At 46.4% G+C, this 19,619-nt stretch carries 19 protein-coding genes and 1 rRNA gene; 17 read left to right on the top strand and 3 right to left on the bottom strand.

The window, feature by feature from the left end; translation table 11 throughout:
- Positions 1-24: 24 nt before the first annotated feature.
- The 15 genes from CBX96_RS18830 (at position 25) to glmS (ending at position 15,641) form a co-directional block, all read left to right on the top strand.
- The gene (locus CBX96_RS18830) at positions 25-813 is read left to right on the top strand and encodes a ParA family protein (protein ID WP_011718840.1); all 789 of its coding nucleotides are present in this window, start codon (positions 25-27) and stop codon (positions 811-813) included.
- Positions 814-822: 9 nt separating this feature from the next.
- On the top strand, positions 823-1,701 hold the full coding sequence (locus tag CBX96_RS18825; protein ID WP_011718839.1) for a ParB/RepB/Spo0J family partition protein: 879 nt from the start codon (positions 823-825) through the stop codon (positions 1,699-1,701).
- A gap of 225 nt (positions 1,702-1,926) precedes the next feature.
- The gene (locus tag CBX96_RS18820; RefSeq protein ID WP_011624652.1) at positions 1,927-2,310 is read left to right on the top strand and encodes an ATP synthase subunit I; all 384 of its coding nucleotides are present in this window, start codon (positions 1,927-1,929) and stop codon (positions 2,308-2,310) included.
- 12 nt (positions 2,311-2,322) lie between these two features.
- On the top strand, positions 2,323-3,117 hold the full coding sequence (atpB, locus tag CBX96_RS18815; protein WP_011718837.1) for a F0F1 ATP synthase subunit A: 795 nt from the start codon (positions 2,323-2,325) through the stop codon (positions 3,115-3,117).
- 70 nt (positions 3,118-3,187) lie between these two features.
- On the top strand, positions 3,188-3,439 hold the full coding sequence (atpE, locus tag CBX96_RS18810; protein WP_006083840.1) for a F0F1 ATP synthase subunit C: 252 nt from the start codon (positions 3,188-3,190) through the stop codon (positions 3,437-3,439).
- 38 nt (positions 3,440-3,477) lie between these two features.
- Positions 3,478-3,948, top strand: coding sequence for a F0F1 ATP synthase subunit B (gene atpF / locus CBX96_RS18805; protein ID WP_011624650.1), 471 nt, complete (start codon positions 3,478-3,480; stop codon positions 3,946-3,948).
- A 16-nt stretch (positions 3,949-3,964) separates the two neighbouring features.
- Entirely contained in the window at positions 3,965-4,498 is a 534-nt protein-coding gene (atpH, locus tag CBX96_RS18800) for a F0F1 ATP synthase subunit delta (protein WP_086903508.1), read from the top strand.
- Between the two features lie 14 nt (positions 4,499-4,512).
- Positions 4,513-6,054 carry a F0F1 ATP synthase subunit alpha gene (gene atpA / locus CBX96_RS18795; RefSeq protein ID WP_011718834.1) on the top strand — a complete coding sequence of 514 codons (1,542 nt, stop codon included), beginning with the start codon at positions 4,513-4,515 and terminating at the stop codon, positions 6,052-6,054.
- A 50-nt stretch (positions 6,055-6,104) separates the two neighbouring features.
- The gene (gene atpG / locus CBX96_RS18790) at positions 6,105-6,965 is read left to right on the top strand and encodes a F0F1 ATP synthase subunit gamma (protein WP_011718833.1); all 861 of its coding nucleotides are present in this window, start codon (positions 6,105-6,107) and stop codon (positions 6,963-6,965) included.
- 35 nt (positions 6,966-7,000) lie between these two features.
- The gene (atpD, locus tag CBX96_RS18785) at positions 7,001-8,392 is read left to right on the top strand and encodes a F0F1 ATP synthase subunit beta (protein ID WP_011718832.1); all 1,392 of its coding nucleotides are present in this window, start codon (positions 7,001-7,003) and stop codon (positions 8,390-8,392) included.
- Positions 8,393-8,428: 36 nt separating this feature from the next.
- Positions 8,429-8,857, top strand: coding sequence for a F0F1 ATP synthase subunit epsilon (locus tag CBX96_RS18780; RefSeq protein WP_011624645.1), 429 nt, complete (start codon positions 8,429-8,431; stop codon positions 8,855-8,857).
- A gap of 170 nt (positions 8,858-9,027) precedes the next feature.
- Positions 9,028-10,392 carry a bifunctional UDP-N-acetylglucosamine diphosphorylase/glucosamine-1-phosphate N-acetyltransferase GlmU gene (glmU, locus tag CBX96_RS18775; RefSeq protein WP_039977549.1) on the top strand — a complete coding sequence of 455 codons (1,365 nt, stop codon included), beginning with the start codon at positions 9,028-9,030 and terminating at the stop codon, positions 10,390-10,392.
- A gap of 261 nt (positions 10,393-10,653) precedes the next feature.
- On the top strand, positions 10,654-12,762 hold the full coding sequence (locus CBX96_RS18770; protein ID WP_109287710.1) for a TonB-dependent siderophore receptor: 2,109 nt from the start codon (positions 10,654-10,656) through the stop codon (positions 12,760-12,762).
- Between the two features lie 203 nt (positions 12,763-12,965).
- Positions 12,966-13,736 (top strand): DeoR/GlpR family DNA-binding transcription regulator, encoded by a 771-nt coding sequence (locus CBX96_RS18765; RefSeq protein WP_011627710.1) that lies wholly within the window; start codon positions 12,966-12,968, stop codon positions 13,734-13,736.
- A 75-nt stretch (positions 13,737-13,811) separates the two neighbouring features.
- On the top strand, positions 13,812-15,641 hold the full coding sequence (gene glmS, locus CBX96_RS18760) for a glutamine--fructose-6-phosphate transaminase (isomerizing) (protein WP_109287709.1): 1,830 nt from the start codon (positions 13,812-13,814) through the stop codon (positions 15,639-15,641).
- Between the two features lie 79 nt (positions 15,642-15,720).
- Here glmS and CBX96_RS18755 read toward each other — a convergent pair whose 3' ends face one another.
- From CBX96_RS18755 to CBX96_RS18745, 3 genes are all read right to left on the bottom strand, one after another.
- Entirely contained in the window at positions 15,721-15,924 is a 204-nt protein-coding gene (locus tag CBX96_RS18755) for a DUF2061 domain-containing protein (protein ID WP_011627708.1), read from the bottom strand.
- A 167-nt stretch (positions 15,925-16,091) separates the two neighbouring features.
- Entirely contained in the window at positions 16,092-16,994 is a 903-nt protein-coding gene (locus CBX96_RS18750) for a 1,4-dihydroxy-2-naphthoyl-CoA synthase (RefSeq protein ID WP_011627707.1), read from the bottom strand.
- A 116-nt stretch (positions 16,995-17,110) separates the two neighbouring features.
- Positions 17,111-17,461 carry a hypothetical protein gene (locus tag CBX96_RS18745; protein WP_109287708.1) on the bottom strand — a complete coding sequence of 117 codons (351 nt, stop codon included), beginning with the start codon at positions 17,459-17,461 and terminating at the stop codon, positions 17,111-17,113.
- Positions 17,462-17,552: 91 nt separating this feature from the next.
- Here CBX96_RS18745 and ccoG point away from each other — a divergent pair, with 91 nt between their 5' ends.
- Positions 17,553-18,980 carry a cytochrome c oxidase accessory protein CcoG gene (gene ccoG, locus CBX96_RS18740; RefSeq protein ID WP_109287707.1) on the top strand — a complete coding sequence of 476 codons (1,428 nt, stop codon included), beginning with the start codon at positions 17,553-17,555 and terminating at the stop codon, positions 18,978-18,980.
- Between the two features lie 520 nt (positions 18,981-19,500).
- Positions 19,501-19,619, top strand: a 16S ribosomal RNA gene (locus CBX96_RS18735); the annotation flags it as partial.

Below are 19,619 nucleotides of genomic sequence, written 5' to 3'. Positions count from 1 at the left end.
AGAATTTACATACAGGGTGACATTGTGGGTAAAGTAATTGCCGTGGCCAACCAGAAAGGTGGCGTAGGGAAAACAACAACTTGTGTCAACTTAGCCGCCTCTTTAGCCGCGACTAAGCGTAAAGTGCTGCTGATCGATCTCGATCCTCAGGGCAATGCCACCATGGGCAGCGGTGTCGATAAATACGAAGTCGAAAACACGGCTTACGAACTGCTGGTTGAAGAAAAGCCCTTCGATGAGATCGTGGTCAAAGACACCACGGGGAAATACGATCTGATTGCCAGTAACGGCGATGTGACCGCGGCAGAAATTAAACTCATGGAGTTCTTTGCCCGTGAAGTGCGGTTACGTAATGCGCTCGCACCGATAAAAGATCAATACGATTATATCTTTATCGATTGCCCACCTTCGCTCAACATGTTGACGGTTAATGCCATGTCGGCGGCGGATTCCGTGCTGGTGCCAATGCAGTGTGAGTATTTTGCACTGGAAGGTTTAACCGCCTTGATTGATACCATCACCAAATTAGCGGCGGTGGTGAATCCTGGTTTGGGGATTGAAGGGATTTTGCGGACCATGTATGACCCGCGTAATCGCCTGTCAAATGATGTGTCCGATCAGTTAAAACAGCATTTCGGTGATAAGGTTTATCGCACTGTGATCCCACGTAATGTGCGTTTGGCTGAGGCGCCGAGCTTTGGTGCACCCGCCATGTACTACGACAAATCGAGTGCGGGGGCTAAGGCATATTTGGCGTTAGCGGGTGAGATGATCCGCCGTTCCGAACAGAAAACTCAGGCTAAGCGAGCGTAAAGGATAACCATGACGTTAAAGAAAAGAGGGTTAGGTAAAGGCTTAGATGCTTTACTGAGTAACAGCCACGCCGCGAGTAAAAAACACACGGAAGAAGTGGTTGTTGTCGATAAAAAAGAAGAACTTATTCATCTGGATCTCGACCTACTACAACCGGGTAAATACCAACCTCGTAAGGACATGTCTCCCGAGGCGTTAGAAGAACTCGCCCATTCCATCCGCAATCAAGGCATTATTCAGCCGATTGTGGTGCGTCCTGTTAGCGATAGCCAGTATGAAATCATCGCCGGTGAGCGCCGTTGGCGCGCGTCCCAATTGGCGGGTGTCGAAAAAATCCCTTGTATCGTTAAACCAGTTCCCGATGAAGCGGCGGTTGCTATTGCGTTGATTGAAAACATTCAACGTGAAGACTTAAATGCCATGGAAGAAGCCATTGCATTACAACGTTTGATGCAAGAATTTGAGCTGACTCACCAACAGGTTGCCGATGTTGTGGGAAAATCTCGCGCGAGTGTATCTAACTTGTTACGGTTAAACGGGTTAAATGAACCGGTTAAGCGTTTACTCGAGTATGGCGACATTGATATGGGCCATGCACGCGCTTTGCTCGCAATTGAGGGTGAAGAACAAACAAATCTGGCGAGATTAGTGGCTGCCAAGGAATTAACCGTTCGGGAAACTGAACGATTGATTAATCAAACCTTAAATCCGCCCAAACCCGTCGAAACTACGACTAAAGATCAAGATGTTTGTCGTTTAGAGCAACAGTTAATTGAAAGATTAGGTGCTAAGGTTTCGATCGCTCATAGCAGTAAGGGTAAGGGTAAAATTGTAATTAACTATCAGAATCTGGCTGAATTAGACGGAATTCTTAGCAAAATTCGTTAATGTCTGTAGATTAACAGTTTTTAATGTAAATTTGTGACATATGTTAATTTTGGATTTTGACTGTTTTGGCGCTATATCACGTTAAAAGTGCTGTTTTTCCTTATCTCAAAGTTGCAATGAAGGCGTGAAAAGGTATACTTTCGCAAGCTTTTTGTGCATCGACAAAAATACGGATATTTGTCATCCGGTCATCGAAACAAAAAGTATGAATGCGGAGAGGATGAGTTGAGTAAGGTTTTAGCGCGTCGTGGCCGGTGGTCAGCCTATAAATTGGTGATGATGCAGGCGGCGGTGGCTGGGGGTGCTTCAATTCTCTTTTTCGTCGTGTGGGGAGTTCAGTTTGGCTATTCTGCGTTAGCAGGTGGTTCAATTGCTGTGCTCCCTAATTTTGTATTCGCAACCCTCGCTTTCTCTCATACGGGAGCAAGTTCAGCAGCAAAAGTGATTAAAACTTTTTACTGGGGGGAAGCGGTAAAGTTGCTGTTAACCATCGCAATGTTTTCATTGGTGTTTAGCAAGCTTGAGGTGGCATTTATGCCGCTTTTTGTTTGTTATGTGCTGACGTTAATAGTGCATTGGACAGCTCCTTTATACTTCAAGCAAAGTTAAGTGGGATGAATCATGGCTGCACCTGGTGAAGCGTTAACACCGCAGGGCTATATCCAGCATCACCTTACCAACTTACATGTTGGTGAAGGTTTCTGGACATGGCACATTGATTCGTTGTTCTTTTCGGTTGGTCTTGGTGTTCTGTTCCTGTGGATTTTCCGTAGTGTTGGTAAAAAAGCGACTTCAGGGGTTCCCGGTAAGCTGCAATGCTTTATCGAGATGATCGTTGAGTTCGTTGATAACAGCGTGAAAGAAAGTTTTCATGGCCGCAATGCCCTGATCGCGCCTTTAGCTCTGACCATTTTTGTATGGGTATTCATGATGAACTTCATGGATATGCTTCCTGTTGACTGGCTGCCTTGGTTAGCAAGTTTAGCGGGCGTTCCATACTTGAAAGTGGTTCCGACAACTGACGTAAACATCACCTTCAGCTTAGCTATCGGTGTGTTTGTGCTGATTATTTACTACAGCATTAAGGTCAAAGGCGTGTCTGGTTTTGTTAAAGAACTGACGCTACAGCCCTTTAACCATAAGGCAATGATACCCGTCAACCTCCTATTAGAGACTGTTACTTTAGTTGCTAAGCCAATTTCATTGGCATTGCGTCTATTCGGTAACTTGTACGCAGGTGAGTTGATCTTCATCCTTATTGCGCTGATGTATGGTACCAACTTGTTATTATCTTCCCTGGGTGTGACTCTGCAACTAGGTTGGTTAATTTTCCACATTTTGGTTATCACGCTGCAGGCGTTTATCTTCATGATGTTGACCATTGTTTACTTAAGCATGGCGCATGAAGATCATTAAGGATTGCTGAAGAAATTTTAAACTAAATCATCAACTAATTAGATTTAGATTTTAGATACTGGAGATACAGATGGAAACGATTTTAGGCATGACAGCTATCGCTGTTGCTCTGCTGATTGGTATGGGTGCTCTTGGTACTGCAATCGGTTTCGGCTTATTAGGTGGCAAGTTCCTGGAAGGCGCTGCGCGTCAACCAGAAATGGCTCCTATGCTGCAAGTTAAAATGTTCATCGTAGCGGGTCTGTTAGACGCCGTAACAATGATCGGTGTTGGTATCGCATTATTCATGCTGTTCACCAACCCACTGGGTGCAATGCTGTAAGAAAACGCTTCTGTCTTAACTCTAAATAGGAGGCTGTTGTGAATTTCAACGCTACCCTAATCGGTCAGACGGTCGCCTTTATCATCTTCGTGTGGTTCTGCATGAAGTTTGTATGGCCCCCTTTGATGAATGCCATCGAAGCGCGCCAAAAAAGGATTGCTGACGGTCTAGCTGATGCTGATCGTGCGGTAAAAGACCTAGAGTTGGCTCAAGCGAAAGCGACTGACCAACTAAAAGAAGCCAAGGTGACTGCTAACGAAATTATTGAGCAAGCTAACAAGCGTAAAGCTCAAATAGTTGAAGAAGCTAAAGCCGAAGCAGACGCTGAGCGTGCAAAAATCATCGCTCAGGGTAAAGCAGAAATTGAAGCTGAACGTAATCGCGTGAAAGAGGATCTGCGTAAGCAGGTTGCTACTCTTGCCATCATGGGTGCTGAGAAGATCCTTGAGCGTTCTATTGATCCAGCCGCCCACAGTGACATAGTTAATAAACTAGTCGCTGAAATTTGATAAGGGAGTTTGAGTTATGGCTGAATTAACCACCATCGCTCGCCCTTACGCAAAGGCAGCTTTTGACATTGCTGTTGAACACAATGCAGTGGATACCTGGGCAGAAATGCTCACGTTTGCCGCACTGGTTAGTGAAAACGAAACCATGCAGCCACTGCTAACTGGCTCTTTAGCCAGTACTAAACTTGCCGCACTCTTCATTAGTGTTTGTGGTGAGCAAATCAATGAGCAAGGTCAGAACTTGATAAAGGTAATGGCTGAAAACGGTCGCTTAAAGGTACTACCTGCTGTATCTGAGCTTTTTGCTCAATACCGTAATGAGTGGGCAAAAGAAGTGGAAGCCGATGTGGTTTCTGCAGCTGAGCTCAGCTCTGAACAACAGCAGCAGATCAGTAATTCTTTAGAGAAACGTCTCGCACGCAAAGTTAAGCTGAATTGCAGCACTGACGCCGCGCTCATCGCCGGTGTAATTATTAAGGCAGGTGACTTAGTCATTGATGGCTCTGTCCGCGGTAAGTTATCGCGTCTGTCTGAAAAGCTGCAGTCGTAATTGGGAGTTTGAGCATGCAACTGAATTCCACTGAAATCAGCGATCTGATTAAGCAGCGGATCGAGCAGTTCGAAGTCGTTAGCGAATCTCGTAACGAAGGTACTATCGTTGCGGTAAGTGACGGCATTATCCGCATCCACGGCCTAGCCGATGTGATGCAAGGTGAAATGATCGAACTGCCTGGTAGCCGTTTTGCAATCGCGTTGAACCTTGAACGTGATTCTGTCGGTGCCGTAGTAATGGGTCCTTATGCTGATTTAGCAGAGGGCGTAAAAGTTAAAACTACTGGCCGTATTCTGGAAGTTCCAGTCGGTCGCGGCCTGTTAGGCCGTGTAGTTAACACTCTAGGTGAGCCAATTGACGGAAAAGGCGCTATCGATAACGATGGTTTCTCTCCTGTTGAAGTGATCGCACCAGGTGTTATCGAGCGTAAGTCAGTAGATCAACCAGTTCAAACTGGTTATAAAGCCGTTGACGCTATGATCCCAATCGGTCGTGGTCAACGTGAATTGATCATTGGCGACCGTCAAACTGGTAAAACAGCGATGGCGATCGACGCAATCATCAACCAGCGCGATTCTGGCATCAAATGTGTGTACGTAGCTGTAGGCCAAAAGGCTTCTACAATCGCTAACGTAGTACGCAAGCTAGAAGAGCACGGTGCATTAGCTAACACTATCGTTGTAGTAGCAACAGCTTCTGAAGCTGCAGCACTGCAATACTTAGCACCATACTCTGGTTGTGCTATGGGTGAATACTTCCGCGACCGCGGTGAAGATGCTCTGATCGTATACGATGACCTGTCTAAGCAAGCTGTTGCTTACCGTCAGATCTCGTTACTGCTGAAGCGTCCACCAGGCCGTGAAGCTTATCCTGGTGACGTATTCTATCTACACTCTCGTTTATTAGAGCGTGCTTCACGCGTAAACGAAGAATATGTAGAGAAGTTCACTAAGGGTGCTGTAACAGGTCAAACCGGTTCTTTAACCGCGCTGCCTATTATTGAAACTCAGGCGGGTGACGTATCTGCATTCGTACCGACCAACGTAATTTCTATTACTGACGGTCAGATCTTCCTTGAGACCGATCTGTTTAACTCTGGCTTACGTCCAGCGGTTAACCCAGGTATTTCTGTTTCTCGTGTTGGTGGTGCGGCTCAGACTAAGATCATCAAGAAACTGTCTGGTGGTATCCGTACCGCTCTAGCACAGTATCGTGAACTTGCTGCGTTCTCACAGTTTGCATCTGACTTAGACGATGCAACTCGTGCTCAACTTGAGCATGGTGTGCGTGTTACCGAACTGATGAAGCAAAAACAATATGCTCCTATGAGCGTAGCCGCTCAAGCTGTGTCAATTTTCGCAGCTGAAAAAGGTTACCTGAAGGGCGTTGAGCTGAAAAAAGTTGGTGATTTCGAAGCCGCTCTGCTCTCGTACATGAACAGCGAGCATGCTGCTTTAATCAAGCTTATCAACGAGACTGGCGATTATAACGCCGATATCGAAGCTGAATTAAAAGCTGGCCTCGACAAGTTCGTAGCAACCCAAACCTGGTAACAATGATAGAGGTGTCTTAAGGCACCTCAGGTCCAGATTGGAGAGTAGAGATGGCCGGCGCTAAAGAGATTAAAACCAAGATCGCGAGTGTGAAAAACACTCAGAAGATCACGTCCGCCATGGAAATGGTGGCAGCCAGCAAAATGCGCAGAGCGCAGGAACGCATGGCTGCAAGCCGTCCATACGCGGAAAGCATGCGTAAGGTGATCGGTCACGTAGCGCAAGGTTCTCTCGAGTATAAACACCCCTACTTAGAGGTGAGAGAGGCCAAGCGGGTTGGTTACATTGTTGTAGCAACCGACCGTGGCCTTTGTGGTGGTCTGAACGTCAACCTCTTTAAAAAGGTTGTTTCAGACGTGAAAAGCTGGAAAGAGCAAGGTGCAGAATTTGAATTTTGCCCAATTGGTGCTCGTAGTGTTCAGTTTTTCAAAAGCTTTGGCGGTCAAGTATCTGCCCATGCTTCAGGTTTAGGCGATGCGCCAAAGCTCGCAGACCTGATCGGGACAGTACGTGTAATGCTAGATGCTTACAACGAAGGCAAACTGGATCGTCTGTACGTAGTGTTCAACAAGTTTGTAAACACTATGACGCAGACTCCTGTGATCGAGCAGCTGCTACCTTTGCCTAAATCGGAAGATGATGAGGTTGCTCATCGTTGGGACTACATCTACGAGCCAGATCCAAAAGCCCTTTTGGATACCTTATTGGTTCGTTATGTAGAATCTCAGGTTTACCAAGGTGTTGTTGAAAACATTGCTTCTGAACAGGCTGCCCGTATGGTGGCGATGAAGGCGGCAACAGACAACGCGGGTACACTGATTGACGATTTGCAATTGGTCTATAACAAGGCTCGTCAGGCTGCGATTACGCAGGAACTGTCGGAAATTGTTTCTGGTGCCTCTGCGGTTTAGGTTAGGTAACGAATACAAGTTTTAGAGGATTAATCATGAGCACAGGTACTGTTGTCCAAGTGATTGGCGCGGTTGTGGACGTAGAGTTTCCACAAGATGCCGTACCTCAGGTATATGACGCTCTGAAGATCACAGGTGAAGGCTCCTGTAATGGTTTGGTGCTGGAAGTTCAGCAACAACTAGGTGGTGGTGTAGTTCGTACCATCGCTATGGGTACTTCTGATGGTCTGCGTCGTGGTCTTGAGGTAGTAAACTCAGGTTCACCTATTTCTGTTCCAGTTGGTACTGCCACGCTTGGCCGTATCATGAACGTATTAGGCGACCCTATTGATGAAGCTGGCGCAATTGGCGAAGAAGAACGTTATGTGATTCACCGCAGCGCTCCTTCATACGAAGAGCAATCAAACACGACTGAACTGTTAGAGACTGGTATCAAGGTTATCGACCTTGTATGTCCATTCGCTAAGGGTGGTAAAGTAGGTCTGTTCGGTGGTGCGGGTGTTGGTAAGACAGTTAACATGATGGAACTGATTAACAACATCGCTAAAGCTCACTCAGGTCTTTCTGTATTCGCCGGTGTAGGTGAGCGTACTCGTGAGGGTAACGACTTCTACTACGAGATGAAGGATTCTGGCGTTCTCGACAAAGTAGCCATGGTTTATGGTCAAATGAACGAGCCACCAGGAAACCGTCTGCGTGTAGCACTGACCGGTCTGACTATGGCTGAAAAATTCCGTGACGAAGGTCGTGACGTTCTGTTGTTCGTTGACAACATCTACCGTTACACCCTAGCCGGTACTGAAGTATCAGCACTGTTAGGTCGTATGCCTTCTGCAGTAGGTTACCAACCCACTCTGGCTGAAGAAATGGGCGTTCTGCAAGAGCGTATTACTTCAACTAAGACTGGTTCTATTACCTCTGTACAAGCGGTATACGTACCAGCGGACGACTTGACTGACCCGTCACCAGCAACAACCTTCGCTCACTTAGATGCGACTGTTGTATTGTCACGTCAAATCGCTTCTCTGGGTATTTACCCAGCGGTTGACCCACTGGATTCGACTTCTCGTCAATTAGATCCATTAGTGGTTGGTCAAGAGCACTATGACGTAGCTAACGGTGTACAAACTGTTCTGCAACGCTACAAAGAGCTGAAAGACATTATTGCGATTCTCGGTATGGACGAACTGTCAGATGAAGATAAGATGACCGTTTCCCGTGCTCGTAAGATTGAGCGTTTCTTGTCTCAGCCTTTCCACGTAGCAGAAGTCTTTACTGGTTCTCCTGGTAAGTACGTATCTCTGAAAGACACTATCCGTGGCTTCAAGGGAATTCTGAGTGGCGAGTTCGACCACATTCCAGAACAAGCGTTCTACATGGTTGGTTCTATCGACGAAGCTGTCGAGAAAGCTAACAAAAAGAAATAACTAAGTAGTCATACTTAGTTTTTTAAGGAGAACGGGATGGCAGCCATGACAGTACAGCTTGATATAGTAAGCGCAGAGAGCAGCATCTTCTCAGGTCGCGTAGCTAGCCTACAAGTGACCGGTTCTGAAGGTGAGTTGGGCATCATGCATGGCCACGCTCCACTGTTAAGCTATATCAAACCTGGCATGGCGCGCATCGTCAAACAAGACGGCAGCGAAGAAGTGTTTTATCTTTCTGGTGGTTTACTGGAAGTACAACCTTCTTCTGTTTCTGTGTTGGCTGATGTGGTTATGCGTGCCAAAGATATTGATGAGCAGGCAGCATTAGAAGCCAAGCGTCGTGCAGAAGCCCATATGGCGACTGCGGGTGCGGACTTCAATTATGACGCCGCTATGGTTGAGTTAGCGAAAGCAATGGCTCAATTACGTGTTGTTGAAACCATCAAGAAAAACATTGCCAGATAAAGGTTATTGTTTGTGATAAAAGGCGGTTATCGAAAGATACCCGCCTTTTTTGTTGGTTTTTTCGCTGCGTTTTGATATCTGCCTTTCGCTTTGCAGTGCCTTTCCGTTAAAATTGCGCCATTAAATCGAGCTCAGTTTATCCCTTTGGGATGTTAATCAAGGATATGGCAATGGCATTAAATGTAGTGATCTTAGCGGCAGGAAAAGGAACTCGCATGCGCTCGGATCTTCCCAAGGTATTACATCCTATCGCCCACAAGAGCATGGTGCAGCATGTTATCGATACCGCCCACAGTATCGGCAGCGATGCCATTCAATTGGTGTACGGCTATGGCGCCGACAAATTAAAATCGGCTTTGGGTGAGCAGCAACTCAATTGGATGTTGCAAGCTGAGCAGTTAGGCACTGGCCATGCGGTCGCTCAAGCGATTCCCAATATCGATGATAATGACACTGTGCTGATCCTCTACGGTGATGTGCCATTAATCCAAGCCTCAACCCTCGAAGCATTACTTGCTGCGCGTCCCGATAATGGCGTGGCGATTTTAACCGTCAATCTAACCAATCCAACCGGCTATGGCCGTATCGTGCGCGAGCAAGGCAAGGTTGTCGGTATCGTCGAGCAAAAGGATGCCAATGCTGAGCAGTTAGCCATCAATGAAATCAACACAGGCATTATGGCTGTGCCGGGCAAGGCATTAAAAACCTGGCTTGGCCGTTTATCGAATAACAATGCTCAGGGTGAATACTATCTCACTGATATTATCGCCATGGCCCACGCCGATGGGGTTGAAATTAATACCGCTCAGCCACAGTCTGCTATCGAAGTGGAAGGCGCTAATAACCGCGTGCAACTTGCACAACTTGAGCGCGCCTATCAGGCCCGCGAAGCCGAAAAGCTGATGATTGCTGGCGCAAACCTACGTGACCCAAGCCGTATCGATATCCGTGGTGAAGTGACGGTCGGTATGGATGTAATGGTCGATGTGAACGTAGTTTTCGAAGGCAAAGTGGTGATTGGTAATAACGTTAGCATCGGCGCTGGCGCAATTCTTATCGATTGTGAAATTGCCGATAATGCCGAGATCAAACCTTACTCTATTATCGAAGGCGCTAAGCTAGGCGTTGCCGCCAGTGCCGGGCCTTTTGCCCGTTTACGCCCAGGTGCTGAGTTAATGCAGGATGCCCATATCGGTAACTTCGTTGAGATGAAAAAAGCCGTTTTAGGTGTGGGTTCTAAGGCGGGTCACTTAGCCTATTTAGGCGATGCGCAAATCGGTGCGGGCGTGAATATTGGTGCGGGCACTATTACCTGTAATTACGATGGTGCCAATAAACACCTAACCGTGATTGAAGATAATGTGTTTGTGGGAAGTGATACTCAGCTGGTGGCGCCTGTGACCATTGGTAAAGGCGCGACGCTGGGTGCAGGGTCAACAATTACCCGTGACGTGGGTGAGGATGAGCTGGTGATCACCCGTGTTAAGCAAAAACATCTGACTGGCTGGCAACGTCCGGTAAAGATTAAGAAATAACGGCTCTATTCTCAGCAAACATAAAGCGGCTTATTGCCGCTTTATGTCTTTTTTGTCAAAGCTAAAAATCCTCACTAAATAAAAATTAGCCAAATTAATGTTGAGTTAATAATGAAGTGTTAAGGCTAATCCATTGTTTTTATTCAAAGTTGATCTAAATCACGCTGAATTGTAAATTCGTGTAAAGATGATTAAATAAAAACAATTCTTATTTATATTGCCTGCAATTCTAAGACGAAAGGTCTACTTGAGGTGTTGGCAATGGTATTTAAATATTCAGTTGTAGGTTTGGCCGTAGGGTCTGCATTAATGGCGATGCCTGTTATGGCCGAAGCGCCAAACGATGCAAACATTGAGCGCATTAATGTGACTGGCCGTACGTTTAACGACTATAAAGTCGGCAGCGCATCCGGTGCTATGCGTGGTGATATCGATTTAATGGATACACCACAATCTGTGAATGTGATCCCCGACTTTGTCACCGATGAGCAATTAGCGACTAACCTTGCGGAAGTCTTAGTAAACGATTCAAGTGTGACAGCGGGAACAACCCGTTGGAACCGCCAAGTCTTCAGTATTCGTGGTTTTGAATTAGATTCGGGCAACGGTTATCTGATCAACGGCCACCAGCAATGGTCCCACTACGTCCAACCTATCGAAACCTTACAACAAGTCGAAGTGCTGAAAGGTCCTTCGAGTATGTTGTATGGCCAATCTGGACCTGGCGGTTTGGTGAATATGGTCACCAAGAAGCCCACCTATGATTCTATGCTCAATTTAGGTTTTGATACCGACGGTTACGGCTCTACCCGCGCACAGTTAGATGCGGGTGGCAGCTTAAACGAGGCTCAAAGCATTCGTTACCGCGGTGTGTTCGTCAAACAAGACACTAAATACTGGCGTGAATATTCAACGACCGATGAAAACCAAGAGCGTGATCGTTGGTTAGGTTATTTGAACCTAGAATTTGATATCAGTGATGATCTGTTATTGTCGTTGAAATACGACCATACCCAAGATAAAACCGGTATCGATGCCGGCGGTTGGTTAGATAAGCAAGGCAATGTTGTCGGCCAGCGTAAAACCATCTGGGATGCGCCTTGGGCCTTTACCGATAACACGGTTTCAAACTTAGGTGCCGATTTAACTTGGCATATGAATGACGATTGGAAAGTTAAACTGGGTTATAACGATCAACAGTTTAATCGCCAGCGTTTTGATTCTGCGCCGCAATATAATGAAGATCCATTCACCTCGGGATACAGCATTAGGCCATTCGATCGTTACGATGATTGGCAACATAAAACCGCTTATGTCGATTTTACGGGTGAGTTTGCATTGGCGGGTATGGAGCATCAGTTGCTGATCGGCGCTAACTATCTCGATTACTTCTACCAGCAACAAATCGCCCGTGGCGCAGCTCAAACCGTTATTCCTGGTCAGCCGGTGATTCAGCCGGATCTTGATTACCATACAGGTAAGAAAGGCACTCCAAATGAATACAAATACTATGGTTTCTATCTGCAAGATTTAATGACCATCAATGAACAATGGAAATTGCTCGCAGGGGTTCGTTATGACGAACAGAAAAAAGATGGTTTTGGTGAAAACAGCTATGCCGTATCGCCTAAATTTGGGGTGATCTACTCACCAATGACCAATGGCAGCATATATGTTAACTACTCTAAGAGCTTTACACCGCAAGGTGGTATTACCGACCCTCTAAATGTTAATCATGACACTAACCTTAAACCAGAATATGGCATTCAATATGAAGTAGGGACTAAGTGGGAACTGTTTGACGATAGCTTGTTATTAACGGCTGCGGTATTTGATGTCACACTGGAGAATATCTCTATAAATGAGGTGCTGACAGCAAGTGACCCACGAAGTGAGGATGGAAAATACACTTCAATCACCACCCAAGGCGGAGAGCAAAAGCACCGCGGCTTTGAAGTGGGTGCCCAAGGTAAGCTAGGCGATAGCTGGTTTGTGACTTCATCTATGATGTACCTCGATGCTGAGTATCAAACGGGTGATGAGCGCGAAGGTAAAACGCCTATCGATGCCCCTGAATGGTCGGCCAATATCTGGACTCGTTATGAAGTAACCGATAACTTTGCAATGAACTTCGGTGCTATCTATGTTGGCGAGCGTTTTGCAAACGTAGATAACACTATCAGTAAAGACGGTTATGTCCGCTTCGATATCGGTGCTGCGTACACTATGGATATTATGGGTAAAGATGTAAGCATCCGCGCGAACGTGAGAAACCTGTTTGATAGCGATTATATTGATGGCGGACAATACAATATGGTGACTCTAGGCCAAGACCGTAACTTCAGCGTGGCACTTGAAGCTAAGTTCTAACTTTACTTTCTACGCTTAAGTTTTAGATCCCTTAAAGCAGTTCATCGATAGGTGAACTGCTTTTTTATTTCTTTTCATTAGGTTAATTTTACAAACTCCACTATTTCATCACTTTCATTCCAAAAACACCTTTCGAATACTAGCAAAAATGTTTCGTTTCTCTATAATGTAACTTTCGAATCGAAAGTTAATTGAAAGGTTTTATGAATAAACGAAACACACAGCAACGACGTCACAGTATTATCAGCATTCTGAATGAACAGGGTGAAGTGAGTGTCGATGAGTTGTCATTACGTTTCGAAACCTCAGAAGTGACTATTCGTAAAGACTTGGCAGAACTTGAAAAAACCGGACTATTGCTGCGCCGCTACGGTGGTGCTGTGGCTATTCCCGATGAAGTGACACAACAGTTTTCTGCCAAGATTGCCCCTAATAAGTTATCTATTGCTAAAGCTGCGGCGCAGCTGATCAAAGATCACAATCGCATCATTATCGACAGTGGCACCACCACTTCAGGCCTGATCGCCGAGCTGAATCACAAGCGTGGGCTGGTGGTTATGACCAATGCCCTGCATTTGGCCAATGCGATTCATGAACTTGAAAATGAGCCCACCCTGTTGATGACTGGCGGTACCTGGGATCCGCATTCCGAGTCGTTCCAAGGGCAAGTGGCCGAGCAAGTATTACGCTCCTATAACTTCGACCAACTCTTTATCGGTGCTGACGGTATCGATTTAGCGCGCGGCACCACCACCTTTAATGAGCTAACGGGCTTAAGTAAGGTGATGGCTGAGGTTTCCCGCGAAGTGATCGTTATGGTGGATTCGGACAAAATTGGTAAGCGGATCCCTAACTTAGAACTACCTTGGTCGCAAATCAGCGTGCTAGTTACCGATGCTCGCATCGAAGAGAGCGCCCTTAACCAAATTACCGAGCAAGGCGTGAAAGTCATCTTAGCGCCCTACTCGCCTTAGACATTTGCCCGTGATAAACCAAAGTAAATGTCTCAAACAACTTCATTTTTATTTTTCATTTTATAGGTAAAAACTATGTGCGGAATCGTTGGCGCCGTGGCGCAAAGGGATGTGGCCGAAATTCTGGTCGAAGGTTTACGTCGTTTAGAATATCGTGGATATGACTCCGCTGGTGTTGCCGTTATCCACAATGGCGAACTTAATCGCACTCGTCGTGTGGGTAAAGTGCAGGAGCTTTCTGCCGCACTCGAAACCGACCCGTTAGCGGGCGGTACTGGTATTGCACATACTCGTTGGGCTACCCATGGTGAGCCGAGCGAGCGCAATGCTCACCCACATTTATCTGAAGGCGATATTGCCGTGGTGCACAATGGCATTATCGAAAACCATCATAAACTGCGCGAAATGCTAAAAGAGCTGGGCTATCACTTCAGCTCTGATACCGACACCGAAGTGATTTGCCACTTAGTTCATCACGAATTAAAAACGCACGACACCTTACTTGCTGCAGTGCAAGCCACGGTTAAACAACTTGAAGGCGCTTATGGCACAGTGGTTATCGACCGCCGCGATAGCGAGCGTATGGTCGTCGCGCGTTCTGGTAGTCCATTAGTGATTGGTTTTGGTTTAGGTGAAAACTTCGTTGCGTCTGATCAATTGGCGCTGTTGCCTGTGACCCGTTCTTTCGCGTTTTTAGAAGAAGGTGACGTGGCTGAAGTGACTCGTCGCACCGTGAGCATTTTCGATGTGCATGGCAATACAGTTGAGCGCGAAGTTAAAGAATCAGAAATCACCCATGATGCCGGTGACAAAGGTGAATATCGCCACTATATGCTCAAAGAGATTTATGAGCAGCCATTGGCACTGACGCGCACTATCGAAGGTCGCATCGCTAACAAGCAAGTGCTCGACACGGCTTTTGGTGATAATGCCGCAGAGTTTTTAAAAGATATCAAACACGTACAAATCATTGCCTGTGGTACTAGCTACCATGCAGGTATGGCGGCGCGTTACTGGTTAGAGGATTGGGCTGGCGTTTCTTGTAATGTCGAAATCGCCTCTGAGTTCCGCTATCGCAAGTCGCATTTGTTTCCTAACAGCCTGTTGGTGACCATTTCTCAATCCGGCGAAACCGCCGATACGCTGGCGGCGATGCGCCTAGCCAAAGAGATGGGTTACAAGGCGACGCTAACTATCTGTAACGCTCCTGGCTCTTCCTTAGTCCGTGAGTCTGATATGGCATACATGATGAAAGCAGGCGCTGAGATTGGTGTGGCCTCTACCAAAGCCTTTACTGTGCAGCTGGCTGGTTTGTTAATGCTGACGGCGGTGATCGGTCGCCATAATGGCATGTCGGAGCAAATGCAGGCGGAGATCACTCAAAGCCTACAGTCTATGCCTGCCAAAGTGGAACAAGCATTGAGCTTAGATGATGCGATTGCTGAATTGGCGGAAGATTTTGCCGACAAACACCATGCCCTATTCCTTGGCCGTGGCGATCAGTATCCGATTGCGATGGAAGGTGCGCTGAAACTTAAAGAGATCTCTTATATCCATGCTGAGGCGTATGCCTCTGGCGAGCTGAAACATGGTCCACTGGCGTTGATTGATGCCGACATGCCCGTCATCGTAGTCGCGCCAAACAACGAACTATTAGAAAAGCTGAAATCTAACGTTGAAGAAGTGCGTGCCCGTGGTGGTTTAATGTATGTCTTTGCCGATGTTGATGCCGAGTTTGAATCTGACGAGACCATGAAGGTTATCCCAGTTCCACACTGCGATATCTTTATGGCACCGCTGATTTACACTATCCCATTACAGTTGCTGTCGTATCACGTTGCCTTAATTAAGGGCACGGATGTGGATCAACCGCGAAACCTCGCTAAATCGGTGACGGTGGAATAAATCGGAAGTCATAAAAAACCGCCTGAATGGCGGTTTTTTATTGGGGCTTTATTAGAGTATATGCTGGTGGCTAAGTGTGTTAAGCCGTTATAGCATTAAGTGCGTTTTGCTTTTTTTCTTCGAAACGCTTCCACACTTTATCGTGGAAATAAAACACTACCGTGTTTATTGCGGGTTCAACTAAGGCAACTGCACCACCGACCAAAACACTACCGGTTAATAAATAGGTAACAGTGAAGGCGACGCTGAAATGTAATACGGCAAAAGTAAATGTCTTGGTCATGATCTTATCCTCTAATGTAAGCCCCAATTGGGAACAGTTAGATGATAACAATTCTCATTAAAATTTAAACCCGTATTTTGAGATTAGTTTAAACGGTTTTTTCTATCTATAAGCGCTAAAAAATATAAAGCCCTCAAATGAGGGCTTTATATGACAATCAGCTTCGATTAGTAATGCCATGGAAACGCTGAAAAGTCCTGATCGCGTTTTTCGAGGAAAGCATCGCGCCCTTCCTGAGCTTCTGCGCTGGCATAGGCTAAGCGTGTCGCTTCACCCGCAAACAGTTGCTGACCGACCATGCCATCGTCTGTCATGTTAAAGCCGTACTTCAACATACGCATCGCTGTTGGCGATTTGGAGTTAATCTCTTTGGCCCATCTTAATGCTTCGACTTCGAGTTCAGCATGGGGAACCGATTTATTGACCATTCCCATGGCAAAGGCTTCATCGGCACTGTAGTTAAAGCCGCAGAAGAAAATTTCTCGCGCGCGCTTTTGGCCAATCATCTTGGCAAGATAAGCACTGCCATAGCCTGAATCGAAACTCGCGACATCGGGATCGGTTTGTTTGAAGACAGCGTGTTCCTTCGAGGCCAAGGTTAAGTCGCAGACAACGTGTAAACTATGGCCGCCGCCAACCGCCCAACCCGGCACGACGGCGATCACCACCTTAGGCATAAAGCGGATCAATCGTTGGACTTCGAGGATATGTAAACGCCCCATTCTGGCTAAATCGGCTTTGCCTTCTTCTGCGCCTTCATATTTATAACCATCTTTGCCGCGAATACGTTGATCGCCACCAGAGGAAAACGAATATTGTCCTTTGGCGGAGGGGCCATTGCCTGTGAGTAACACACAACCTACATCGGACCATTGGCGAGCGTGATCGAGGGCGATATACAACTCGTCGACCGTCTTTGGGCGGAAGGCATTGAGGCAATCTGGACGGTTGATGGCGATACGCACTGTGCCGTGGGCTTTGGCTCTATGGTAAGTGATATCGTCGAAATTAAATCCGCTGACTTCATCCCACAGTGCGGGATCAAAAATATCTGATACTGGTTTAGTCATGATACAAGGCCTATGTAATTGAAGTTCAAAGGCTAGGCGGAATCATGTCTTTGGTCAATCGCCTAAGCGTTATGCTTAGTGATGGGCTGCAAAATTCCGTTTGCCTATAAGTGGGATTAGAGGTTATCGCAGATAAAAAACAGGTTATCTCGGCTAAAAATGGGGTGCTCGGGCGCTTTTGTGCCGCAGTAGCTGTCTTTAAAATCGGCAATGCCGTCTTCGGTAAGTGGGATTTTATTAAATTCTTCGACTTCAGGAGCTGATAGTCGCTCCAAAATATCTTTTCGAGCCTTAGTGCGTTTCTGATCGATCTTAATAATTTGGGTGCCCGTCATCGAACCCATTTTGTTTTCTATCTTCTGAACCATTTCCTCTGTTTTAGCTATAGGTGCATCTAATTTGTCTGTTTCGGTGTATAAGTAATATAATGCACCACACAGGAGCGCTAATATGATCCAACCTTTCATCTTTTAGTCCAACATAAGTGAATAACCATTAATAATATGGGTATAATAAGCCAGTTTTCGTCCAATATTAAAGCAGTAAAAGGCTGTCACGATGAACGCAGAATCTAATAACAAGGACTATTCGAAAACCAATCGAATTAAGATTCACCAGCCAGATGAAAATAAGGCTGATCGCTTTAACCCCCGCAACCGGATTTATGTCCGGGCAATCGATGGATTATGGAGTAGCGTACGCCGCCGTATGGGTTGGGTCGCAATGCTCTTCTTCCTTATCCTGCCGTGGATCCCTTGGGGAGACCGTCAAGCCGTTTGGTTCAATCTGGGCGAACAGAAGTTTCACGTCTTTGGCCTCACCATTTGGCCTCAGGATCTCACCTTACTTGCGGCTCTCTTTATGATAGCTGCCTTTGCGCTGTTTTTCGTCACAACCTATCTTGGCCGAGTTTGGTGTGGTTATACCTGCCCTCAAACCGTGTGGACGTTTATGTTCATTTGGTTCGAGGAAAAACTTGAAGGTGCACGTAATAAACGCATCAAGCTAGATCAAATGCCATGGAACTTTGACAAACTTTGGCGCAAGACGGCAAAACACACGGCGTGGATTTTATTGTCGCTGCTCACAGCCATGACCTTCGTGTCTTATTTTGTGCCGAGCCGCGAAGTGTATGTCGATGTCTTTACCCTTAATGCGTCTGGCGCAATCTACTTCTGGGTGGTGTTTTTTACCTTCGCAACATACGGTAATGCGGGTTGGATGCGTGAAATTATGTGCATCCATATGTGCCCCTATGCCCGTTTCCAATCGGCGATGTTTGATAAAAACACTTATATCGTAGGTTACGATGCTAAACGCGGTGAGACCCGCGGCCCGCGCTCACGCAAAGCCGACCCGAAAGAAATGGGATTAGGCGACTGCATCGACTGCGACCTCTGTGTCCAGGTTTGCCCAACGGGTATCGACATTCGTAACGGCTTGCAATACGAATGTATTAACTGCGGCGCCTGTATCGACGCTTGTGATCAAACCATGGAGCGGATGGGATATCCTCTGGGGCTGATTAGCTATACCACAGAGAATAAACTCGAAGGTATCAAAGAGAAGGTATTACGTCCTAAGCTGGTGGGCTATGGTGTGGTGTTGGCCGCCATGATCCTGATCTTTATCTACGCGAGCGCGACGATTGCACCCGTGCGTATGGATATCATCCGCGACCGTAACCAACTTTATAGGGAAAATAATCAGGGGCTGATTGAAAACACCTTCACCCTGAAAATTCTCAATAAGACAGAACAAGCCCATGAATACACCATGAGTGTTGAAGGCCTCAACAACTATAAATGGTATGGACCAACCTCAGTGACGATTGCGGGTGGAGAGGTGTTAACTCTACCTATCAGCGTCGGGGTCGATCCGGTCGAACTTTCGCGTTCAGTGACTAACATCGAGATAAAAGTGAAAACCCATATCGGTGGCGAAGAAGTCGAAGTCGAGCAAGAATCGCGTTTCTTCAGTCCGTAGTAAGTTTTTTGTTAAGTAAATGCATTCAAAAAGGGGCTGTTTAGCCCCTTTTTTATTCATGTTGCTGGATATCTAGGCGTCTAGATGATTAATCGAAACTTTCTTTCAAAAAGCCCTTGCACAAAAAGTTCTGCTGCCTATAATGCGCATCCACTGACACGGCAGACAGCGAAAGTGAACGCGGTATCAGTGCGAATCGAATGCAAAATGTGCGGTTGATTCGAAAGCGCCAAGAAGTTTGCAAAAACGCCTTGACGCGACAAGGGAAATGCGTAGAATACGCAGCCCTGACCCGCTGAGCGGTAACGCGAAGTGAATGGTCGAATGCTCTTTAACAATCTAAACAAGAAATCTGTGTGGACACTCACAGGTGTTGAGTTAATCGAAATTACTCTGCCATTTGGCGAGTAATCAAAGAATTAAATCAATGAATGAGTGTTCATAGCAATATGTACAACGACTTATTAAGTTAAGTCGATTCAGAATTCATTGAGCCGAATCTTCGGATTCACAAAACTTTTAATTGAAGAGTTTGATCATGGCTCAGATTGAACGCTGGCGGCAGGCCTAACACATGCAAGTCGAGCGGCAGCACAAGGGAGTTTACTCCTGAGGTGGCGAGCGGCGGACGGGTGAGTA

The sequence above is a fragment of the Shewanella sp. BC20 genome (assembly GCF_003129585.1).
GTDB classification, from domain to species: Bacteria; Pseudomonadota; Gammaproteobacteria; order Enterobacterales; family Shewanellaceae; genus Shewanella; species Shewanella seohaensis.
This window is presented reverse-complemented; position numbering and strand designations above follow the sequence as displayed.